12 protein-coding genes are annotated in these 21,181 nt (G+C 51.1%); 3 read left to right on the top strand and 9 right to left on the bottom strand.

The window, feature by feature from the left end; genetic code table 11:
* Positions 1-2: 2 nt before the first annotated feature.
* From CLV60_RS21885 to CLV60_RS21875, 3 genes are all read right to left on the bottom strand, one after another.
* Complete coding sequence (locus CLV60_RS21885; RefSeq protein WP_106597519.1) at positions 3-218, bottom strand: DUF8507 family protein; 216 nt, start codon at positions 216-218, stop codon at positions 3-5.
* A gap of 65 nt (positions 219-283) precedes the next feature.
* Positions 284-3,397, bottom strand: a complete 3,114-nt coding sequence (locus tag CLV60_RS21880; protein ID WP_106597518.1) for an efflux RND transporter permease subunit — start codon at positions 3,395-3,397, stop codon at positions 284-286.
* Positions 3,394-4,467, bottom strand: coding sequence for an efflux RND transporter periplasmic adaptor subunit (locus CLV60_RS21875; protein ID WP_106597517.1), 1,074 nt, complete (start codon positions 4,465-4,467; stop codon positions 3,394-3,396). Before CLV60_RS21875 ends, CLV60_RS21880 begins: the two co-directional genes overlap by 4 nt.
* 242 nt (positions 4,468-4,709) lie before the next feature.
* On the opposite strand from CLV60_RS21875, the gene CLV60_RS21870 reads away from it, so the two are divergent.
* Positions 4,710-10,787 carry an alpha-2-macroglobulin family protein gene (locus CLV60_RS21870; protein WP_106597694.1) on the top strand — a complete coding sequence of 2,026 codons (6,078 nt, stop codon included), beginning with the start codon at positions 4,710-4,712 and terminating at the stop codon, positions 10,785-10,787.
* A 1-nt stretch (position 10,788) separates the two neighbouring features.
* Positions 10,789-11,304, top strand: a complete 516-nt coding sequence (locus CLV60_RS21865) for a GNAT family N-acetyltransferase (protein WP_106597516.1) — start codon at positions 10,789-10,791, stop codon at positions 11,302-11,304.
* Between the two features lie 23 nt (positions 11,305-11,327).
* Here the strand turns inward: CLV60_RS21865 and CLV60_RS21860 are convergent, their stop codons facing one another.
* Complete coding sequence (locus CLV60_RS21860; RefSeq protein WP_106597515.1) at positions 11,328-12,551, bottom strand: DegT/DnrJ/EryC1/StrS family aminotransferase; 1,224 nt, start codon at positions 12,549-12,551, stop codon at positions 11,328-11,330.
* Between the two features lie 155 nt (positions 12,552-12,706).
* Between CLV60_RS21860 and CLV60_RS21855 the strand changes: the two genes are divergently transcribed.
* Positions 12,707-13,993 (top strand): hypothetical protein, encoded by a 1,287-nt coding sequence (locus CLV60_RS21855; protein ID WP_106597514.1) that lies wholly within the window; start codon positions 12,707-12,709, stop codon positions 13,991-13,993.
* Positions 13,994-14,059: 66 nt separating this feature from the next.
* On the opposite strand, the gene CLV60_RS21850 is transcribed toward CLV60_RS21855, so the two are convergent.
* From CLV60_RS21850 to CLV60_RS21830, 5 genes are all read right to left on the bottom strand, one after another.
* Entirely contained in the window at positions 14,060-14,902 is an 843-nt protein-coding gene (locus tag CLV60_RS21850) for a glycerophosphodiester phosphodiesterase family protein (RefSeq protein ID WP_106597513.1), read from the bottom strand.
* Between the two features lie 21 nt (positions 14,903-14,923).
* A complete protein-coding gene (locus CLV60_RS21845; protein WP_106597512.1) occupies positions 14,924-16,702 on the bottom strand; it encodes a purple acid phosphatase family protein in 1,779 nt (592 codons plus the stop codon).
* A gap of 48 nt (positions 16,703-16,750) precedes the next feature.
* On the bottom strand, positions 16,751-18,100 hold the full coding sequence (locus tag CLV60_RS21840) for a PhoPQ-activated pathogenicity-related family protein (protein ID WP_106597511.1): 1,350 nt from the start codon (positions 18,098-18,100) through the stop codon (positions 16,751-16,753).
* Between the two features lie 30 nt (positions 18,101-18,130).
* Positions 18,131-19,417 carry a hypothetical protein gene (locus CLV60_RS21835; RefSeq protein WP_106597510.1) on the bottom strand — a complete coding sequence of 429 codons (1,287 nt, stop codon included), beginning with the start codon at positions 19,415-19,417 and terminating at the stop codon, positions 18,131-18,133.
* Between the two features lie 92 nt (positions 19,418-19,509).
* The gene (locus tag CLV60_RS21830) at positions 19,510-21,153 is read right to left on the bottom strand and encodes a SusD/RagB family nutrient-binding outer membrane lipoprotein (protein ID WP_106597509.1); all 1,644 of its coding nucleotides are present in this window, start codon (positions 21,151-21,153) and stop codon (positions 19,510-19,512) included.
* Between the last annotated feature and the right edge of the window lie 28 nt (positions 21,154-21,181).

Below are 21,181 nucleotides of genomic sequence, written 5' to 3'. Positions count from 1 at the left end.
CATTACTGGCTGGATTCGTTCAAAATATCATCCATATCTTGTTGAGTCCAGCCATTCTTATCCCATGCTGCATCGGCAAGTGAATTAAGCCGACCAGCGAAATAAGCGCCGATCAGCTCTCTAATATTTTTCAAATCCTCCTCACTCACCTGCCGCGCATATAATTGCAGCAGTTCCTGTTGGAGGTTTGTCAAATTCGATTTCGGTGTAGCTTGCATGGTTGATAGCTATTTATACCAAAGTTAGCAAACCCCGGCTGTATAGTCAACCAGTACCCGAATACTCAAAAATGCGCCGGCTCCTCCAATTCGCTATCCCTAGCCACGCGCTCGATCATCTTCATTTTTTCGAAGTTCTTAGGCCGTGAGAAGAATGTGTAAATGGCCGGGATGACATACAGGGTCAGAACGAGCGAGAATAGCAGCCCTCCCATGATTACAATCCCCATGGACATGCGGCTGCGGCCTGCGGAGCCTAACGCCATCGCAATAGGCAATGCACCGAGGACGGTCGCCAGGCTCGTCATCAGAATAGGCCTGAAACGCATTGTGGCCGCTTCCAATGCCGCTTCCTGAATGCTTCGTCCCTGCTCACGCAGCTGGTTGGCAAACTCGACGATGAGGATACCATTCTTCGTTACGAGGCCAATGAGCATGATCATACCGATCTGACTGAAAATATTGAGTGTCTGATCGAAGAACCAGAGCGAGAATACAGCTCCACCGATCGCCAGAGGCACCGTAAACATAATGATGAAAGGATCCACGAAACTCTCGAACTGCGCCGCCAGGATGAAGTAGATCAGTATCAATGCCAGGAAGAACGAGAACATGGTATTTGATGAACTCTCGGCGTAGTCGCGGGAGGAGCCGCTTAATGCCGTCTGGATCGTCTCGTCGTTCAATTTATCGCGGATACGGTCCATGGCAGCGATGCCGTCACCAACAGTCTTCCCGGGCGCAAGCGCGGCCTGCACAGTGGCGCTCATGTAGCGGTTGAAGTGGAAAAGCTGCGGTGGGCTGCTCTCCTCTTCTGCTTTCACGATGTTATCCAGCTGCACCAGCTGGCCCGTATTCGTTTTGACAAACATACTCTTCAAATCCAGCGGCTCGTCACGGTTAGCGCGGTCGTACTGGCCTATTACCTGGTACTGACGGCCATTCATGGTGAAATACCCAAACCGCTGCCCTGCAAATGCAAGCTGCATCGTCTGCGCAACGTCCTGCACCGAAACACCCAGCGATTTCGCTTTCTCACGATCGATCTTGATCTGGATTTCAGGCTTGCTGAATTTCAGGTTGACATCCGTGATCGCGAAAGTGGGGTCTTCGGACACTTCTTCCATGAATTTGGGAAGGTACTCCCGCAATTTTTCAAAATCCGGCGCCTGGATCACATACTGGATCGGCAAACCGCCCCGCGAATCCACCGAAATCGTCTGTTGCTGTACGACAAACGACTTGGCATCGGGCATTTGTTTGAGTTTCTTGTTGATATAATCCGCGATTTCCTGCTGCGATTCTTTCCTCAATTTCTTATCTACCAATGCGATACGCCCGCTACCGGTATTGGCAGCGCCAAGGCCGGAGTTCCCCGGCGAGGTGATCAGCATCAGCCCCTTTTTACCCGGCATCGAGTCCATGAGCATATTGCCTACGTCCTGCACATAGCGGTCGGTAAATTCGAAAGAGGAACCTTCCGGCGCTGTCATATTGATCCGAAACCAATTCCGATCATCGAGCGGTGCCAGTTCCGATTGAAGGTCTTTCCCGAAAAACCAGATCATGCCCAACGTAATAGCTACCAGCGGCGCGGCAACCCAGCGCATTTTCAGAAACTTCGCCAGTGCATTACCGTAGTCATTGGTGATCTTTTCAAAAAACGGCTCCGTCTTTTCGTAAAACCAGCTTTTCTTATGTGTCTTGCGCACGAGGTACGCATTCAGCATCGGCGTAAGCGTCAGTGAAACGAACGCGGAGATCAATACAGCGGCGGAAATAACGATACCGAACTCCCGGAACAGTTTTCCTACAAAACCCTCCATAAAAATCACGGGCAAAAACACAGAAGCCAGCGTAATGGATGTGGATAATACCGCAAATATGATCTCGTTCGAGCCTTTAATGGCCGCCTCAATCGGGCTCATACCCTGCTCGATTTTCTTGAAAATATTCTCCGTGACCACAATCCCGTCATCGACCACGAGTCCCGTCGCGAGCACGATCGCGAGCAACGTGAGTACATTCACCGAGAAGCCCATAATGTACATAATGAAGAATGTACCAATGAGCGAAACGGGTATATCAATGAGCGGGCGGAACGCTATGAGCCAGTCGCGGAAGAAGAGGTAAATAATGATCACCACCAGTACAATCGCGATCAGCAGCGTCTCCCCTACTTCTTCAATCGAGCGCTCCACGAAAATGGTGTTATCGATCAGCGTGTCCAGCTTGTAATCTTTGGGCAGTTCCTTCTTAATGGCCTCCATCCGCTTGTTCACTTCCTCGGCGATATTGAGGTAGTTTGCGCCCGGCATCGGCGAAATCGCCAGACCGATCATCGGCACATTGTCGAGGCGCAGGATTGTTTCCTCGTTCTCAGGTCCCAACGTCGCCGAACCGATATCTTTCAGGTGGATCGTCTGCGTGGCGGAGTTTTTAATGATCATTTCATTAAAATCCTCTTCGGTGCGGAAGCGGCCGATCGTCTTCACGGTCAGCTCGGTATTATCGCCAGCCAGTTTTCCGCTCGGCAATTCCACATTCTCCTTATCGAGTGCGGTTTTCACATCCTGGGTTGTAATGCCCAGCGAAGCCATTTTGACCGGATCCATCCAGATCCGCATCGCATATTTCTTCTGTCCGAAAATGCGGATTTCGCTCACGCCCTCGATCGTTTGCAGGCGTTGCGCGATCACGTTCTCGGCGTAGTCGCTCACCTCGAGGTGCGAGCGTGTGTTGCTCGTGAATGTCAGTACGATAATAGGCTCCGAGTTCGCATCGGCCTTGCTTACCACCGGCGGGCCGTCGATATCAAGGGGTAATGTACGCGATGCGGAACCTACCTTGTCGCGCACGTCGTTCGCAGCGCGCTCCATGTCCACGCCAATGTCGAATTCGACCGTGATCTGGCTCGTACCCTGGCTACTGGTAGAGCTGATGGACTTAATACCCTCAATACTGTTGAGCTGCTTTTCGAGCGGCTCGGTGATCTGCGACTCGATAATGTCGGCATTCGCGCCCGTGTAGCTCGTGCGAATGGACACCACCGGCGGATCGATCGACGGGAATTCGCGCATCCCCAGGAACTTGTAGCCCAGGAACCCGAACAGAATGATCAGCAGGTTCATCACTATCGCGAGAACCGGCCTTTTGATAGAAAGGGTTGATATGCTCATAGGTTGACCTTCACGGCGGTGTTAGGTTTGATCGCGATGATCCCCGAGGTAATCAGCGAATCACCGGGCTGCAAACCGTCTATGATCTGGATCTTTTTGTCGGTACGCAAGCCTGTCGTCACCATCGCTTCCTGCGCTTTGCCGTCTTTCACAACAAAAACTTTTTTGCCCTTCAAAACCGGCACAATCGCTTCGGTAGGGATCATCATTGCGGAGCGATTGGCCTCGAGGTCCGCCAATACTTTCACAAACATCCCTGGTACGAACCGGCCTTCGGGGTTGTTGGCGAGCGCGCGTACACGCAGCGTACGAAGGTTCTCGTCTACTTTTGGGTCGATCGCCAAAATTCTGGCAGTGTAGGTCGACGGATCGCCGTCCAGATTGAATTTGACCGAACTTCCTACCCGGATGCTCGGGCTGTATTTTTCAGGAACCGTGAAATCGATTTTGACCGGATTACTCTGAACAATCGTCACGATGGGCGTACCCGGCGCCAGGTATGCACCTTCGCTGATGAACTTCAACCCGATACGTCCGCTGAAAGGTGCCCGGATTTCCGTTTTTTCAAGCTGTGCTTCTATCACTTCTTTTTCTGCTTCCAAAACCCGGATGTTGTTGGAAGTAACATCATATTCTTCCAGGTTAATCGCCTCGACGTTCAGCAACTTCTTTTGCCGTGCTTCTATCTTTTTACTCAAATCCTGGTTATAAGCAACCTTCTGCAACTGCGCTTGCAATTCCCGGTCATTGATTTTCGCGATCAGCTGCCCTTTGGCCACATACGATCCTTCCTTGATGTCGAGTTTCACGAGCCTGCCGGATATCTCTGCCATCAGGTTCACTTCCTCATTGGGCAACACAGTACCTGACGCAAAAATCTGATTTTCAATAGATTCCATCCCCACAATAAACACATTCACCGGCACAGCACCGCCGGAGGACTTCGCATTTTTCCCCTCACCACCTTTTTTCGCATCGGAGTCTTTGCCTTCACCGGGTTTAGAGAAAATAAACAGTTTCCCCAAAACCAGTGCGACGATGATCCCCGCCACCAACATGATCGTACGCATAGAGTTTACTTAAAAATAAAATTCGTTCAAGAAGAGTAGTAATTAGTTATATTTTGCAAAAGCACTATTTAAAGATACTTCATATTGCAAAAAGAGGCAATGTAGATGTTTTATACTTCTGCAAGGCAAGGCTTTCGCCGGTTGTTTGCTGAATGACCCTTTCCGGCTGCTCAATGCCGCTTTTGGCACCGCGACGTTTTACTATCTTTATCCTATTCATCACAAACCAAATGATCCGCACGATGAAAATAGCCTACACCTTCGGTTACTATCTGATCATCACCATTATCTTATCATTAACTATGCACACCTACGGACAAGACCCGGTTAAGAATTACAATGCAGAGTGGAAAAAAGTCGATGAGCTCACCGGCAAGGGACTCGCCAAGGACGCGCTCCAACAGGTGAAGAAAATTTACGGGCTCGCAAAGCAGGAAAGGCAGGAAGCACAGGTCATCAAAGCGGCTGTGTATATGACGCAATTGCAGGCCGAAAACCGGGAAAACAACACCATCGCATCGATCAAAGAGCTGGAAGAGGAAATGGCCGCAAGCACCGGCCCTGCTCGATCGATCCTCGCAAGCCTGGTGGCATCGGAGTATTATGCATATTACCAGACCATCCGCTGGCAACTGTACAATCGCACCGCCACCGTGAGTTTCGATAAGAAAGACATCGCGACTTGGAGTACAGAGGACTTTCACCAAAAAATAGGGGCGTTGTTTCTGGAATCGCTACATGAGGAGGCCATTTTGAAGAAAACCAGGCTGGATAGCTACGACGCAATCATTACCAAAGGGAATATGCGCAAGCTGCGCCCGACGCTGTTTGATCTGCTCGCATTCAGGGCATTGGAGTACTTCTCTTCCGATGAGCGAAACATCAAAAAGCCTGCTTATGCATTCGAAATCAACACGGCGTCCGCATTCGATCCCGCCGCGGATTTCGTACACCGAAAATTTGAAACAAAGGACTCAGCCTCACTGGAACATCATGCATTGCTGCTGTATCAGAAACTAATCGCATTTCACCTCGAAGACAAGGATCCGGGTGCATTGATCGATGTCGACCTCGCAAGGTTGCAATATATAAGTCAAAAATCGGTGCATCCGGACAAAGCCGAGTTGTACTATCTGGCTGTCAATCATGTAGCGAACCAATACCAATCTACGCCCGCCGCGGCGCAAGCCTGGTATCTCAAAGCAGCTTCGCTCAATGAAAAAGCGGATCAATACAAGCCGGGCAAGGATTCGGCCGGGCAATTCGAGCGGGTGAAGGCATTGGAGATTTGCCAGCAGGTGGTCCGTGACAATCCCGATACGGAAGGCGGTGTGAATGCATTCAACCTTTCCAAAAGTATCCTTCGTAAAAGTTTTTCCTTTTCAGTTGAAACGGTTAACAGCATTTCAAAGCCATTCCGGGTATTTGTGAAGTACCGGAATCTCGACCGACTGCACTTCCGGGTTATAAAGGCATCAGAATTTCTCCGAAGAAGATTGGAAGACGACCAGAACGGAACCAAATGGAGTGCATTGGCGAGTGTTCAAGCTGTGAAATCATGGGAACAAAAACTCATTGATATCAAAGATTTCCAGGAACATTCCGTAGAAGTTAAGGCCGATGGTCTACCATCGGGAGAATACATTTTACTTGCCAGCTTAGACCCCCATTTCGACAATAATAATGCAGCAGTTGGCGCAATGATATGCTACGTCTCGGATATCAGTTTTATTCAGAAAGGAGATGATTTCTTTGTCCTGAACCGTGAAACCGGCGAGCCATTGCCCGGCGCCAAGGTGCAGCTGTGGCAAAAGCGTTATGACTACAATACGAGGACTTTTATTAAAAACAAAGGTACCCTTCTCACCGCCGACAAGGACGCCCACTTCAAACGGGCGCATATCCGGCAAGTGAACTACGGGGAGCAGCATATGCTGGATATCACGCATGGAAGCGACCGTCTGTTCGTGCAGGAAAAAACGAACCAGTATTATTACAATGAAGATGCTGAACCCGCAAGCGACGAAGGCAAGGAGCGCATTTACCTGTTCGCCGACCGAAGCTTGTACCGACCGGGCCAGACAGTGTATTACAAAGGCATTGTCGCAAAGGCAGATGGAGTGTTCACCAACCAGCAGGAAGAATTCACTGCGGTACTCTACAATGCAAATGCGGAACATGTAGCGGAAGCGAAACACCGTGTGAATGCATTTGGAAGTTTTTCGGGTTCATTTGTGATTCCGGGCAACGGGCTTACAGGCAATTTCTACATTCAGGTAAGGGACAATTTTCGCGTTGATTTCCATGTAGAAGAATACAAGCGTCCCCGTTTTGCGGTTGAATTCGATACGCTGAAAGCTGCCTACAAGATAAATGACACCATTAAAGTAACCGGTAAGGCCATAGCGTACGCAGGGAATGCTATCGACGCAGCGACGGTGAAGTACCGGGTCGTGCGCGCGCCGCGCTTCCCGTATGCGTGGGCGCGTAAACGCTGGTGGGTGTCGGAAGAACCGATGATAATCGCGCATGGAGAAGCGGTTACCGATGCGTCGGGACAGTTTCATGTCGACTTCGAAGCCATTCCGGACCGTAAAGTTGATCCCAAAGCCGATCCTATTTTTGAATATACCATTCACGCGGACGTGACTGATAGCAATGGTGAAACCCGGAGTGCCGAAACGGCGGTGTCGGTCGGCTACAAATCGTATGTATTGAAAGCAGATATTCCTTCTGAGATGGAAACCGGTCAGTTTAAAACGTTGGCCATCCGCACCGAAAACCTGGCAGGAGTATTCGCCCCGGCCGAGGCGAACATCCGGATCACACGTGTCATGCCCGAAAACCGGCTCATCCGGACCCGTTATTGGGAGCGACCCGACCTTTTTGTGATGTCCAAAAGCGAGTTCATTGCCAGCTTCCCGCACGATGAGTACGATCGCGAAACGGAAATGGAAAACTGGGAAAAAGCAGGCTCACCCGTTACCAAAACTGTACAATTGCAGCCCGACAGCCTCGTACCAGTTTCGGAATTTAACCTTCCAACCGGCTTTTATCAAATCGAAATCCTGAGCACCAATGCCGCCGGCGAAAAACTGACCGAGGTAAAATTCACAGAACTCAAAGATCCCGGAGCCAAGAAGCCTGCGTACCCGCAATATGTGGCAGCAACACCCGCTACCGCCGCCGAGCCGGGCGAAAAAGGGTTTTATATGTTGGGCACCTCGGCTACCAAAGCATTCGTAATCAGCACGACGAATCGCAAATCGGGCCCGGCGGGGTTTGCATTCCTGACATTCAATGAGGAATTAAAAAGATTTGACTACACCCCATCGGACGCCGACCGGGGCGGCTATCAGGTAGATTATGTATTTGTAAAACACAACCGAATTCACGCCCATACGGAAAGCATTGCAGTTCCCTGGACGAACAAGGACCTGAAAATCGAATACGCAACATTCCGTGACAAGACGCTGCCGGGAAGCAAGGAAACGTGGAAAGTCAAAATCAGCGGTTACAAGAAAGAATCCGTAGCCGCCGAAATGCTCGGAAGCATGTACGACGCATCCCTCGATCAGTTTTACCCTCACCATTGGCGAAAACCGTACGTATGGCCCGTGAGCAGGAGCCTTGGAAGCTGGACCGACAGCGGGAATTTCGACGAGACGAATGCCAATGTTTTTTACGGCTACAATGAGAACTATAAGTCCTTCGAAAAGCGGTACGACGAACTGATTTTCAACCCTTACCAAAGAAGGTATGCGCACAGCCGAAGAGTTTACAAGGCTGCCTTAGGCAACAATTCTGCTCCGGCGGGCGGAGCTGCAATCCCGGAAGCTGCTCCAATGGCAGCAGAAGAAATGGCCGATTTTGCAAAGGAAGGTGATCCCGCCCTGAGTGAAGTGGTTAAAGTCGGGTATGGCGTCAATAATCGCGAGCAACAAGCTGCCGCGGAGAAACAGCCAACCCCGGCCAATCGAACGAACTTCAACGAAACCGCCTTCTTCCTCCCCGACCTGAAAACGGATAATGAGGGCAACATTACCTTCTCTTTCACCATGCCGGAAGCGCTTACGAGGTGGAAATTCCAGGCGCTCGCACATACGCAAGAACTGGCATTAGGTTATAGCAGCAAAGAGATCGTTACCCAAAAAGACCTCATGGTACAGCCGAATGCCCCGCGCTTCCTGCGCGAGGGCGACCGGATCAGTTTTCCAGTGAAAGTGGCGAACCTGGGCAGTTCACCAGTAAATGGGGAAGTATCGCTTACGTTGTTTGATACAGAAACGAATGAATCGCTGGACAAGCTTTTCAAAAATGACAAGCCTTCGCGTTCGTTTTCGATCGCTGCCAGGCAAAGCAGTACCGCTTTTTTCACATTGGAAATCCCCAAAGGTTTCACCAAAATGGTAACCTGGCGAGCCGTTGCGAAAGCCGGAAACCTTTCGGATGGTGAAGAAAATGTGCTGCCGGTATTGTCAAACCGTATGCTGGTTACCGAGAGTATGCCCATTGGGGTGAAAGGCAACGGCAGCAAACACTTTACGTTTGAAAAACTATTGGGCTCCGCCAAATCGGCTACGCTGACGCACCAGTCTGTCACGGTGGAATACAGCAGCAATCCGGCCTGGTATGCGGTGCAATCGCTGCCCTATTTGATGGAATATCCCTACGAATGCGCCGAGCAGACGTGGAACCGCTATTATGCCAATTCGCTGGCTTCGTATATCGTGAATGCCTCTCCGCGGGTTGCTGCGGTTTTCAAATCCTGGAAAGGTACGGATGCGCTGCAAAGTAATCTGGCTAAAAATCAGGAACTGAAATCACTCCTCTTGCAGGAGACACCATGGGTACTCGCTTCTAAAAGCGAAGACGAGCAAAAGCGGAATATCGCATTGCTGTTCGACCTGGTGAGAATGGAGAACGAGTTGAATGGAGCCATGCGCAAATTGCAGGAAATGCAGAGTCCGAACGGTGGCTTTGTGTGGTTCAAAGGTGGGCCTGACGATCGCTACATGACGCAGTATATCGTTACGGGGATCGGACATTTGCAGAAAATCAAAGCGTTGCATCCGTCTCAAACGGAAAGCATCAATGCGATGCTCGAAAAAGCCCTGCCTTACCTCGACAAGCGGATTGAAGAGGATTATGACAGGCTCGTCAAGTCAAAATCGGATCTGAAAAAATACATCCCGGGCCCAGTTGAAATACAATACCTCTACGCCCGGAGCTTTTTCGCAAAGCCCGTTCCTCCCGCGACACAGAAGGCTTACCAGTATTACCGCGAACGTGCAAGGCTTACATGGCTTTCACAAACCAAGCTGCTGCAAGGCATGACGGCATTGATAAGCCATCGGACCAACGATGCCAAGACAGCCGGCCAGATCCTGGAATCGTTACGGCAAACGGCTGTTAAAAATGATGAACTGGGTATGTACTGGAAAAACGTGCAGCGTGGCTGGTGGTGGCACGAGGCGCCTATCGAGCGCCAGGCATTGCTCATTGAAGCATTTCAGGAAATCAGTAATGACCAACAGACCGTTGGAGAACTCAAAACCTGGCTTCTTAAAAACAAGCAAACAAACAACTGGGAAAGTACAAAGGCCACGGCGGAGGCTTCTTACGCACTTTTAATGAATGGAAGCGACTGGCTGGCCGAAGCCCCGCAAGCTACTGTGCGTATTGGCAATACCGAAGTCAGTTCAAAAGACGAAAAAACGGAGGGAGGCACCGGGTATTTCAAAAAGACGATCGCCGCCGGCATTACCGCGCAAATGGGCAACATCGACGTTTCCGTCAATGGAAATTCAGGTGCTTCTCAGCCGGGCAGCTGGGGGGCGGTCTACTGGCAATATTTCGAAGACCTCGACAAAATCACCTTCGCGGAAACGCCGCTAAAACTCGCCAAACAGCTTTTTGTGGAAACCAACACCGATTCAGGTCCAGTCCTCACGCCAGTGCGCGAAGGCGACGCTGTGAAGGTGGGCGACAAAATAAAGGTACGCATTGAGTTACGGGTCGATCGTGACATGGAATACGTGCATATGAAAGACATGCGGGCGTCGGGGCTCGAACCGGTGAATGTGCTGAGCGGCTACCGCTGGCAGGGCGGCCTCGGGTATTATGAAAGTACACGCGATGCCAGTACCAATTTCTTCTTCAATGCCTTGCGAAAAGGAACTTATGTGTTCGAATATCCGCTTTTTATTACACATGAGGGCGGTTTCAGCAACGGTATCACGACGATCCAATGCATGTACGCGCCGGAGTTCACAGCCCATAGTGAGGGCGTCAGATTAAAAGCATTACCCAGCAAGTAACATGCCGATACAACTTAGACAAGCAACCATCAACGATCTGGAAACCGTCAGACAAATTGGAATAGATACTTTTTATGAATCGTTCGCTTCGGTCAATACGGAGGAAAACATGGCAGATTACCTCAAAACCGGGTTCAGTATGGAGAAGGTTGCTTCCGAACTCGGCAATGCGGATTCGGAATTCCATCTGGCATATGATGGCGACCAACTGATCGGTTACCTCAAAGTGAATCATGGCCCTGCCCAAAGTGAACTGAAAGACGATACCGCGTTGGAAATCGAGCGGATATATGTCCTTCGGGCATGGCAGGGACTGAAAGTCGGGCAGCTGTTTTATAACAAAGCCATCGACATTGCCCGTGAGCGCGGTTACGCGTATGTGTGGCTGGGCGTGTGGGAAGAAAATGAAAACGCGATCGGCTTTTACAAACGTAATGGTTTTGTGGAGTTCGACAAACACCTTTTCACGCTCGGAGACGACATCCAAACCGATATTATGATGCGGAAGGAGCTATAAGACAATCACAGGAGGCGTTCGGATTACCGGACTGCCTCCTGAATTTTCAAAATTGCACTCGCAAATGCTTCCATGTCTTCTTGCTCTCCCAACATCGCATGTTGGAGAATCCACACCGCGTCGGTGTCGCAAGCCTGTTCTGCGACCGGGCAAAAGGTCTGGCTGTAATCCGCGCTTTCCGGAATGGCGTAGCATAAGAATGTTTTGTTCTGAAAAAGCGGTTGCTTGTACAGCGGATGCGGGTAACCTTTAAAGCTAGGCACCCCTTCGGCGGCGAGCATGGCCGCAAATTCGGTTTTAGGCAGCCCTCCGAACTTCATGGCGTCGTATTTGAATATGTAAATGTGATAGCCGTGCAGCGTGATCGTATCGTTGCGTTTTAAAGGCGAAATCCCTTCTATTTTTTCCAACAGCTCATTTAAATACAAACCATTGGCATTCCTCCGCCGGGTTTGCTCTTCCAGCCGTTTGAGCTGTTCTGAGAGCAGTACAGCCTGCATTTGGGTAATGCGGTAATTGCAGCCCGGGTTATAATGCTCATACCATTGCCCGCCCTCAATCCGGCCTACGTTGCGCAGGGAATGCATCATCGCGTACAAATCATCGTCGTCGGTAATCACAATACCACCCTCCCCGGACGTGAGATTCTTGGACGATTGGAAACTGAAACTACCCACGTGCCCGATAGACCCCAGCTTTTTCCCCTTGTATTCGGCGCCATGCCCGTGCGCGGCGTCTTCGATTACTTTAAGATTATGCCGTTGCGCAATGTCCATAATTGCATCCATATCGCAGGCAAGTCCGCCGAAATGCACCGGAATGATCACTTTCGTCCGCGGCGTTATAGCCGCCTCTATGGCTGCGGGGCTGATATTGTAAGTCTCGGGGTCGATATCGACAAAAACAGGCACACAGTTGCATTCGATCACCGACGATGCCGTAGTTATAAAAGTGTAAGGCGGCACGATCACCTCGTCACCGGGTTTCACGCTGCACGCCATCAGCGCCAACCGGAGCGAAACCGAGCCATTTACACACGTAATGGCATATTTGCTCCCGCAATAATCCGCAAATGCCCGCTCAAAACGCTCCACCTCATCCCCGCAGTCGGGATTACCCCATTTACCGCTCGCCACGATCGCAGCGACGGCATTCACCTCATTTTCATCATAAATGGGCCATGGAAATGTCTTGTCGATCGTTTTGGGTCCGCCGTTGATCGCAAGTTGTTCTTTTTGAATGCTCATGGGGTCTCGTGTTCCGGAAATGTCGTGCCAGTTTTTAGGGGGAATACTACCTCAAAAGCGAAACGGGCTATTTCCTCCTGACGTAGAGCACCATTATAGTCTTTTTAGGAGACGATCCAGTATTTATCCTACAAACCCTTATACGCATTCCGTTCATGAATAACAGACAACTACTTTATGCCCTGCTTGTTGCGGGGATTTCATTGGGCACCGCATGGGCCATCCGCGGCCAGTTCGGGCACGAGCAAGGCGCCGCATGGGCCGGCGGCATCGGCGGGCTAAGCATCGTTCTCGTCGCCAAGCGCAAAGACTGGTATGCCAAAGCATTTCAACTCGCATTGGCCTCGGCTGCCGGTTGGGGCATCGGGGGCATTATCAGCTATGGTAAAGTGGTCGGCTTCGCACGCGGCCTCGAATTCGGAAATGTTTACTATGGATTTCTGATGCTCGGCATCATCGGCGGGCTTTTCGGGCTGATCGGCGGAGGGCTATTCGGGCTTACATTGGCTTCCTCCCGCGAAAAGCCGGTACAGTGGCCGCAACTGATCACCGAAATGACTGCGGGGGCAATTCTATTTTACTATCTGTTGATCGAACAACTCGGCTGGCTCATGACCCCTCCCCGCTCAGAAGCCTGGGCCGCGTGTTTCGGTATGACGGTGGCGCTGTTCTGGTATATGATCCGCCACAAGCAGCGTTCAGCCATGAGACTGGCCGTTTTCGCCGGACTCGGCGGTGGTTTCGGGTTCGCATTCGGCAACTTCCTGCAAGTGATGGGGAATGTTTCCGGCATTCACTTCAATTTCTGGAATGTGATGGAATATTCAATCGGCTTTTTCGGCGGAGCGGGAATGGCATACGGCACATTCACTTCCGAATGGGAAACCACCGACACCCAGGCCTCCCGCTCGCAGCTGCTCGCCCCTATCGTTATCCTGACGCTGATCATTCCGTTCATTGTCTGGGATCAATCATTCAAAACCGAGAGGCTGGTTGAAACAATCCGGAGCTTCGATCCACTGGCCGATGCTGCCGGTGTTACTACCTACGTGCAATGGATTGCATTGCTGCTGGTGCTCGCCTTTGCAGGCTATGCCCTATTCAGGTATTACATTCAAGTAAAAACTCCGTTTTGGGAGATTCAATACGAGGATGTTCAACGCTTCTTCTTCCTTAACCTCGGCCTATACACCATTTACAGCATCCTCATTACCTGCGCGTTCATGAGCCTCTACCGCATTGAGCAATACCTATACATCCTGAACCTGGCTGTTCTGGGCTTTCTGATCAAAAAGACCCAGGCATCTTTCTCGGATCGCGGGCTAAACATCAGCCGCTGGGCGGTCAACTTCATATTCATCGTCGCCATCTTCGCCATCCTCACCGCGGTGGCCATCAGCACGCATGGCGAATTGAATGGGGCTAACAGGCGGTTTGAATAGCAACAAAGTCAGAAAAGCAAAGAGCCATTCCGAAGATTTTCAGAATGGCTCTTTGCTCGTTAGTGATTATCGGTGCAGCCCCAGTTCCCGCAATTCGCGGATTACCTTCTCCGGCTCGTCGGTCTGGATGATGTTCGCCCCTTGCCTGGTGAGCTCTTTGAGCGCTTCACGGGCATTGCCTTTCCTGATTTCTTTATCCGGATCACCCAATGCATTGATCCAGACCCTCGCGCCCTTTTTTCTGATCAGGCCGGTAACTTCCGGCGTGTAGAAATCCTCATCGATATGGATCACTTCCGGTTTGAAGCGTGTCAATGCCGAATCTGCCATGGCCAGCGACTGGGCCCGCGGCATGAGCATGAACTTTTTAGAAGCCGCGTCTACCTTGGCAAGGACTTCGTAATCACTGTCGAAAAAGATTACAAAATCTTCTCCTCCCACTTTTTTCACCACCTCTATTACCTTGTCGATGTGATCGGTTTTCAGGTCGAGATCCACCAGAATATGTCCTTTCGCTATTTGCAGGGCCTCTTCCAATGTCGGAATCGTTTCCTCGGTGACTTTCCCATTAGAAACCAGGCGTAGCTTCCGGAGCGCTTCGAAGGTTTGCGTTTCCAGATCGCCCTTACCGGTTGTCGTGCGATCCACTTTGCCGTCGTGCATGAGCATCGGAATACCGTCCTTGCTCACTTTCACATCAATTTCGATGATATCAACACCCAATCTGATCGCCTCTTTGATCGCGGGCAACGAATTTTCCGGTTTTTCGTGATGCACCGCCCGGTGCGATGCTACCAGAACATTTTTAGATTTCGGATTCAAAAACTCCTTCCGGATCGGTCCTACTTGTGCATGGGTTTTAAAAACAACAGCTAATAACAGAATAGCGGGTAATGTAATGCGGGTCATTATGATTGAAATTGTTGGATACTACTTCGTAATCGTCAGCTCGTCTTTTAACTCGCCCTCGGGATTGTAACATTTGTAATGCAGCGTGTTCCCCTTGATCGACACGTGCTGGTAAAGGGGGCCGTCTTTGTACCTCACCACGGCATAATCCTCCTTCGGCCAGCGCTCCTGCTTGCCGGGAATACTGATAGACATCAGGTAAATGGTGCCCTTCGCCGGGCTGGCCACTTCTTTGTCGTTGAACATCGGCTTCGTGCGCAGGTAGTAATGCATATGCCCGCTCATGACCATATCCACGTGGTATTTGTCAAAAAGCGTACACCACTCCCGCTTGATCTCATCATAAGGCTCTTCAAAGTTGTAGGGCGGAAAGTGGAACATTGCAAACTTCCATTTCGCTTTCGAATTCCTGAGCTGATTTTCGACCCAGGCCGTCTGCTGCGGCACCGAAAGCGTCGCGTCGATCATCAGGAACAATGCGTCCTGGTAATTAAAAGCATAGGTCATTTCGGAAGGCTGACCGGACGGGCCATTCTCCGGCAGGCTGAACATCTCTTTGTACATCCAGGCACCGAGACCGTCCTGGCTATCGTGATTACCCGGCACTGGCATCAATGGCCGCGTACTGAACGTCGGCCCCGCATGCGCCCAAAGCTGATCCCAATCGTCGCGGTGCAAGCCGGTAGTTACCAGATCACCAGCGATGGAGAAGAATGCCGTTTCAGGATGCCGCTTGATCGACTTTTGTGCCATATCGCCCCAGATAGGCGAATAATGCGTATCGCCGAACCAGATAAACGAGAAGTCCTTCACCCGGTCGGAGGCGGTCTGGAAAGAAGCCGGCACCGACCATCGCGATTGCCCCGTACCGATCGAATAATGGTACAACGAACCAGGGCTCAGCCCTTTGAGTTGTGCGGTAAAGCGGTTGACGAACCGGTCGTTCTGCAACAGCCTGTCTTCCATATTAAATGCGGAGGCATCCTTAAAAAGCGTATCTGATGTCCCCGGCTTCCAGTATTTCACTTTGCTCCTGAGCACCTTCGGACTGGTACGCCACTGGATATTCGCGGTAGTAGCAGGATCCCCGTTCCATGTCATTACTACCTGATCGGGTTTTTCCGACGAAGGTGTGGAGGTTCTTCTGAATGCATTCACCAGATGCGCCTCGCGTGCGCGCCCCCGTACGGTCGTGAAGAGCGTCTGGCCTTTCAGTTCATCGGGAACTTCGGTCAATACCAGACCATCCCAATCGTGATAGGTAAATGCCCCTTTCTGCATGGTACCTAATGCGTATTGTGCAGGCACTACATTCGAAACCGCGAGTTTTTCTGCCTTATCGAGTGGCGCCACGCTGATGAAATACACCGGGCGATCTTTATCAAAGCCATTGATACCAAGCCCTACCTGTCCTTTTTCGAAATCCTTTTGCCATACTTCATAGGTGTACTCCTCGTTTTTGACGAGCATTTGCGTCTTTTTAAAACCACTCTTTTGAAGCCAGAAAGGCGGCACGGCCTGGCCGGTATGCCGCATCAGCGAAACTCTCACCGGCACATTCACATCGAATGTCCAGAAACGCGTTGCTAGTGTTTCCTTATCGCGGTCGCTGAGCACACTCAGGATATAGTTATCCGAAATCGTGTCCAGCTGCGCAGGTGTGAGGGTTTCATAAAACCGCGTCACCGTGCGGTCGATCACCTCTTTTACCGTCCGCTCGGGCTGCTCCCCGGCTAGCGCGAAAGACATCCAAACCGGGCATAGCAATGCCCACCAGCGCAATCTTTTGTTTTTGATCATGGCTATTTCAAGTTTCCCGTCAGGTATATATACACCTATTTCAGGGATTTACAGAACCGACTTATTATCCGTTAAAAACACTCTTGTACTCTCGGTGTAGACGTTGCCTTGCGGCGTTTTGTATTTCAAATCCACATAAAATGCCCGGAAGCCGCTGGCCGGAAGCTCGGCCGTTACCTTCACATTGGATTGCTGGCTGATTTTTAAACTTTGCGCGGTCCAGGTATCATTCCGCAAATCCTGGTCGGGCGAGTTGGCCGACCACAGGATCACGTCCACTAACGCATCCGGCGTCGTCTTAATGTCCAGATTCACCTTCCGGTTGGCCATTGACTGGCTCCATTTGCATTCGGTATAAGGCCGTTTGTTAATCGTTGCGCCGAAGAACGCACTCAGTGCTTCCATCGCCTGCTTGCCGTCGCCGAGGTCGTGGCCTGCATTAGGCACATAATGCAGCATGTTTTTCCCGGGAATCTTGTCGAGGTAGTTTTTGATATTATCCACCACCCAATACTCGTCGTTCGTTCCCATGAAGATCATCTTCGGCATGGTCAGTTTGGCACGATACGAATAGGGGTCGATCATGGCCGTAATGGCCTGCCCGTCGGGTGAACCGGTCGACTGCGGAATACCCAGTTTCACATAATCCTCGATCTGAACGCTGTAATCGCCCCAGGACTTAATCTGATAATCGAGACTTACCGGCATATTCAGCACATCGATCACCATGGGAGCGATTGCCTCCACGCGTTTGTCGCTCGCACCTGTGAGCCAGGTCGTCCATCCCCGCTTCGAAGCACCCGTTACGACGAAGCTATTCACGGTGTGTTTCAATTCCTTTTGGGAAAACTGCTGCACGGCATCCATGGCTTTCACAGCACTTTTAACCATCGGAAAGAGCAGCGGCCAGGTGTAGTCCTTGTCTTTTTTGAAGTTGTGTAATGTATAGGAAATCAATGCATCCTCCGTCAAATCACCAAAAAACGGCTGATTAGGCGTCTGTTTCAGCAATGCCACAATGGCTTGGTTCGTGGTAGCCACCGCACCGAGCGATCCGTACATTTTTTCGTCTTTTTTGCTGTTCCAATTGGGCTGTTCGTTGGAATTGGAACCGCCCGTTATGAAAAGCAACGCGTCGTCGTGCCGGTTTTCTTTTGGTACGATGAGCGTCAACTGGTGCGTCCAGGTGAACTCCCGCCATTTCTGAGAGGTCAGCAGGATCTGGTAAAATGTCAGATCGTCGCGTTTAAATGTCTCTTTCAGCTCCCATTTGAAGGTTTTGTCGCCATTGTTGAGGTAGCTCTCCAATGCGTTTTCCGGGGTCACTTTCTGGGCGTTCGCGAATACGGTCGCCACGAAGGCCAGCAACACGGATCTGACGGCTATTTTCAAAAACATGATCACTCTTATTTGGGTTGAAAAATCGGTTTACTTTCCCGCCGGGGCAGTCGGCTGCGGCGCGGGGCTGTCTTTTACTAATTTCAATGCCTGTTCCATGTAAATCTCGCCTGTCATTTCGCCCAGGCTTGTCCGGCTCACGTAGTCATACCGTTTAAAACTGTTGAAATCAACCTTCGTGAGCATGTAGCCGAATGCATCGTTCGTCAGTCCGAAAAGGAATGGCTTTTTGGTATTCATATGCCTTTTGACATAGTAGCCGATATTGGGCAATGCCTCGCCCGGAACGGTCAGCACCTGAGCGCTGCCGATATTGAGCAGATTCAGCTGCGTCACAATGCGATTATCACCGGCCATTTCATTTTTAATAGGTGATTTTTGAAGGATAAAACGCATGATCTCCGAATCCACCGGAAACTCAATCCTGCGGGAAGCGCAATAAACGTCCGGGTTTTCCTGCACCGCCGCGTCTTTCACGATCCGCAACGCTTCATCGGCCAGCAGTTCGCCTATCCTTTTGCATTCAGTCCAGTCATTGGCTTCCTTCCCACCTTCAAGGCGGTTATCGGCAGTTACCATGCCGCCCTGCGCGCCGTTCATAAAAATGGCGACTCCTCCACCTTGAGATTCAATGCGATCGTACAGCGGCCCGCAAAGATCCGGGCTCAGAATACCCCTGCCCGACCCGATCACCTCCGGGTGTATCGCGTAGTTCACCAGCGTGGCAATGGGCTTACCTTTATTTGCCCCGGAGTTGGCCACAGCCTGGATCACGCCGCAACTGGGATCGTAAAGCTGGTCGGCATAGTAGTTATACGCGATCTTACCTTTGGCATCGGCTACTGCTATTTTCAATGAAGCATTTTCCAGTTTCCCGACTGCCTCATTCACGGCATCGGCGATTTGCTGAACGCAACGGTCGAGGTAAGCCATATCGGCGAACGACTCGCCCTTTTCATTGGGAAAACCGTACGCATCGGGCCCGCTGTGCGTATGCGTGGCGCCTATGAGCACGTTCTCGGGCGCAATCCCTTTGATCAGCTTCCGCGACCTGTTGCCCAAGGCAGCCGGCCAGCCCAGGTTATCCACATTCACAATGGCGATCCTGACCGCCCCCTTTTCCATCACAAATGCTCTCGCATACAAGTCGCCATTCTTTTGCGTTGCTTTCTTCGGCGTACCAATGCCCCCGGAAACCGGCAAAAGCGGATCGGGCGTTATCACCCGCACAGCCGCCGCAGCCCTGAAATGCTGGCCAACCGCGACCTGGCTAATGCACAGATACAAAAGGCAAACGAAAATGATTCTGGCTCTCATTTTGGAAGGGGTTTACCAATTAAAACTAAACCGGAACTGCGGGATGATCCCGACAGTCCCGGTTTTAAATACTCACCTTAAAACAAATATGACTACCAGGGCTTACCAGTTCCTTGCAAAAGCCATTGTTTGGACCACGCGCTGTTACCGTTGTCGGCCTGCGAATAGTTGGTCACTTCCAGCTTGCTCACGGCAGCCTCCGCATTGGTTTTGTTGATCCGCAGCTCGTCCTGCATATAATAGAAGCGCACAGGCAGCACCTCCCGCTTGGCCGCAGGGCCGGCTTTCAAAGCAGGCATGCCGGTACGGCGGAAATCGAACCACGCTTCGGTAGCAGCTGTCCAGCTGGCAATCCATTTCTGTTCGAGTACTTGCTTCACTGTATTGTCGAAAACCACGCCGGGTGTCGCAATGTAAGCGGCATACTTATCGCCTACCGTCCAGGTGGTCATGGAAGCCTTCACACCGGCTTCGTAACGGTCTTTCGCCACACCGACAGCCCAGCCTTTCAATGCCGCTTCGGCGAGAATGAAGTTTACTTCCGCAGCAGAAATAAGCCGTGCACGCAGCAACGGGCCTTTGGCGGATTTGTAAATGTTGTTCAGGAACGAAACGTGCGGGTTAAAGGATGTCTGCCCCGGCGTTGGGTTGAGGTTATAGGCCGACGGCAATGCCGAAAAGCTTGGCGGCAAACCCACATATTCCGGGTCTGTGTCGACTTGCGTATTCTTAACCTTATCCGGCGAAAGAATGCGCTTGCCGTCCACGATTTTGTCGGTTCCGGCTGGTTGTGTCGGATCCACTACGAGGGGAATTTCCACCTTGTTGGCCCAGATTCCCAGGCGTGGGTCTTTCAATGTCTGCAATTTTTCCACCAGTGTCGCGCACATTTTAATGCGGCGGTAGTTGCTTCCGCTCGCGTCGATCACGGTGTTAGCAGGCCATGAATCTGCCTCGCTGTTGCCCGGGAAGCCCATCGTAGCATCATCCGCATTGGAAGTAATGATGGGATAATTTGCCGCATTGGCCACGATTTTCTCGATACCCGCCTTCGCAATGTCAGGCTGCTTGGCCGAAATACGCATGTAGTAACGAAGCAATAGCGAATTAGCCATCTTCCGCCATTTGGCAGGATCGCCTCCATAATAAACATCCACATTGTCGACGATTCCCTCATAGTCGGCTTTCGATTTGGAAAGCAAGGTATTGGCTCTTTCCAAGTCGGCGATAATTCCCGCGTAAATCTTGTCCTGGCTGTCGAATGACGGCAGAATATCGGCTGTCGAACCGGCTTCGCCTTTCAATGCATTGGTATAAGGCGCATCGCCCCAGAGATCGGTAATGAGACCGAACATGAACGATTTCATCACCAAAGTTACGCCCTGGTGAAACTCAAAATTTGTGGCCACGGCTCTTTGATACACCAGATCATTATTACGCAATACATCGTAATACGCATTCCAGCTCTGGTCCCCGCCCCAGTCATAGTCATTATGCCCGCTCGACCATGCGTCTTTCTGCGTGTGTTGCACCACGCCCGCGATGTCCTGGTAGCCCAGGTTCACATACAGCTTGGCCGCCTCCGTCAGGACCGTCGGCAATACGAGGTTCGGGTTCACCGACTCCGGTGCTACCCCGTTCGGGTTTTCATTGAGCTCCGTCAGGTCCTTACAGGAAAAGACCATGCATGCCAGCAGCAGCGGTATGATGACGAACTTGTTATTAAGTTTTTTCATGAGTTTATTTATATTAAATAGACTATGT

The sequence above is a fragment of the Dyadobacter jiangsuensis genome (genome assembly GCF_003014695.1).
Taxonomy (GTDB): domain Bacteria; phylum Bacteroidota; class Bacteroidia; order Cytophagales; family Spirosomataceae; genus Dyadobacter; species Dyadobacter jiangsuensis.
This window is presented reverse-complemented; position numbering and strand designations above follow the sequence as displayed.

Excerpts from the sequence above, each read along its gene's own strand:
- CLV60_RS21885 (WP_106597519.1), bottom strand. The coding sequence starts at position 218 with ATGCAAGCTACACCGAAATCGAATTTGACAAACCTCCAACAGGAACTG.
- CLV60_RS21880 (WP_106597518.1), bottom strand. The coding sequence starts at position 3,397 with ATGAGCATATCAACCCTTTCTATCAAAAGGCCGGTTCTCGCGATAGTG.
- CLV60_RS21875 (WP_106597517.1), bottom strand. The coding sequence starts at position 4,467 with ATGCGTACGATCATGTTGGTGGCGGGGATCATCGTCGCACTGGTTTTG.
- CLV60_RS21870 (WP_106597694.1), top strand. The coding sequence starts at position 4,710 with ATGAAAATAGCCTACACCTTCGGTTACTATCTGATCATCACCATTATC.
- CLV60_RS21865 (WP_106597516.1), top strand. The coding sequence starts at position 10,789 with ATGCCGATACAACTTAGACAAGCAACCATCAACGATCTGGAAACCGTC.
- CLV60_RS21860 (WP_106597515.1), bottom strand. The coding sequence starts at position 12,551 with ATGAGCATTCAAAAAGAACAACTTGCGATCAACGGCGGACCCAAAACG.
- CLV60_RS21855 (WP_106597514.1), top strand. The coding sequence starts at position 12,707 with ATGAATAACAGACAACTACTTTATGCCCTGCTTGTTGCGGGGATTTCA.
- CLV60_RS21850 (WP_106597513.1), bottom strand. The coding sequence starts at position 14,902 with ATGACCCGCATTACATTACCCGCTATTCTGTTATTAGCTGTTGTTTTT.
- CLV60_RS21845 (WP_106597512.1), bottom strand. The coding sequence starts at position 16,702 with ATGATCAAAAACAAAAGATTGCGCTGGTGGGCATTGCTATGCCCGGTT.
- CLV60_RS21840 (WP_106597511.1), bottom strand. The coding sequence starts at position 18,100 with ATGTTTTTGAAAATAGCCGTCAGATCCGTGTTGCTGGCCTTCGTGGCG.
- CLV60_RS21835 (WP_106597510.1), bottom strand. The coding sequence starts at position 19,417 with ATGAGAGCCAGAATCATTTTCGTTTGCCTTTTGTATCTGTGCATTAGC.
- CLV60_RS21830 (WP_106597509.1), bottom strand. The coding sequence starts at position 21,153 with ATGAAAAAACTTAATAACAAGTTCGTCATCATACCGCTGCTGCTGGCA.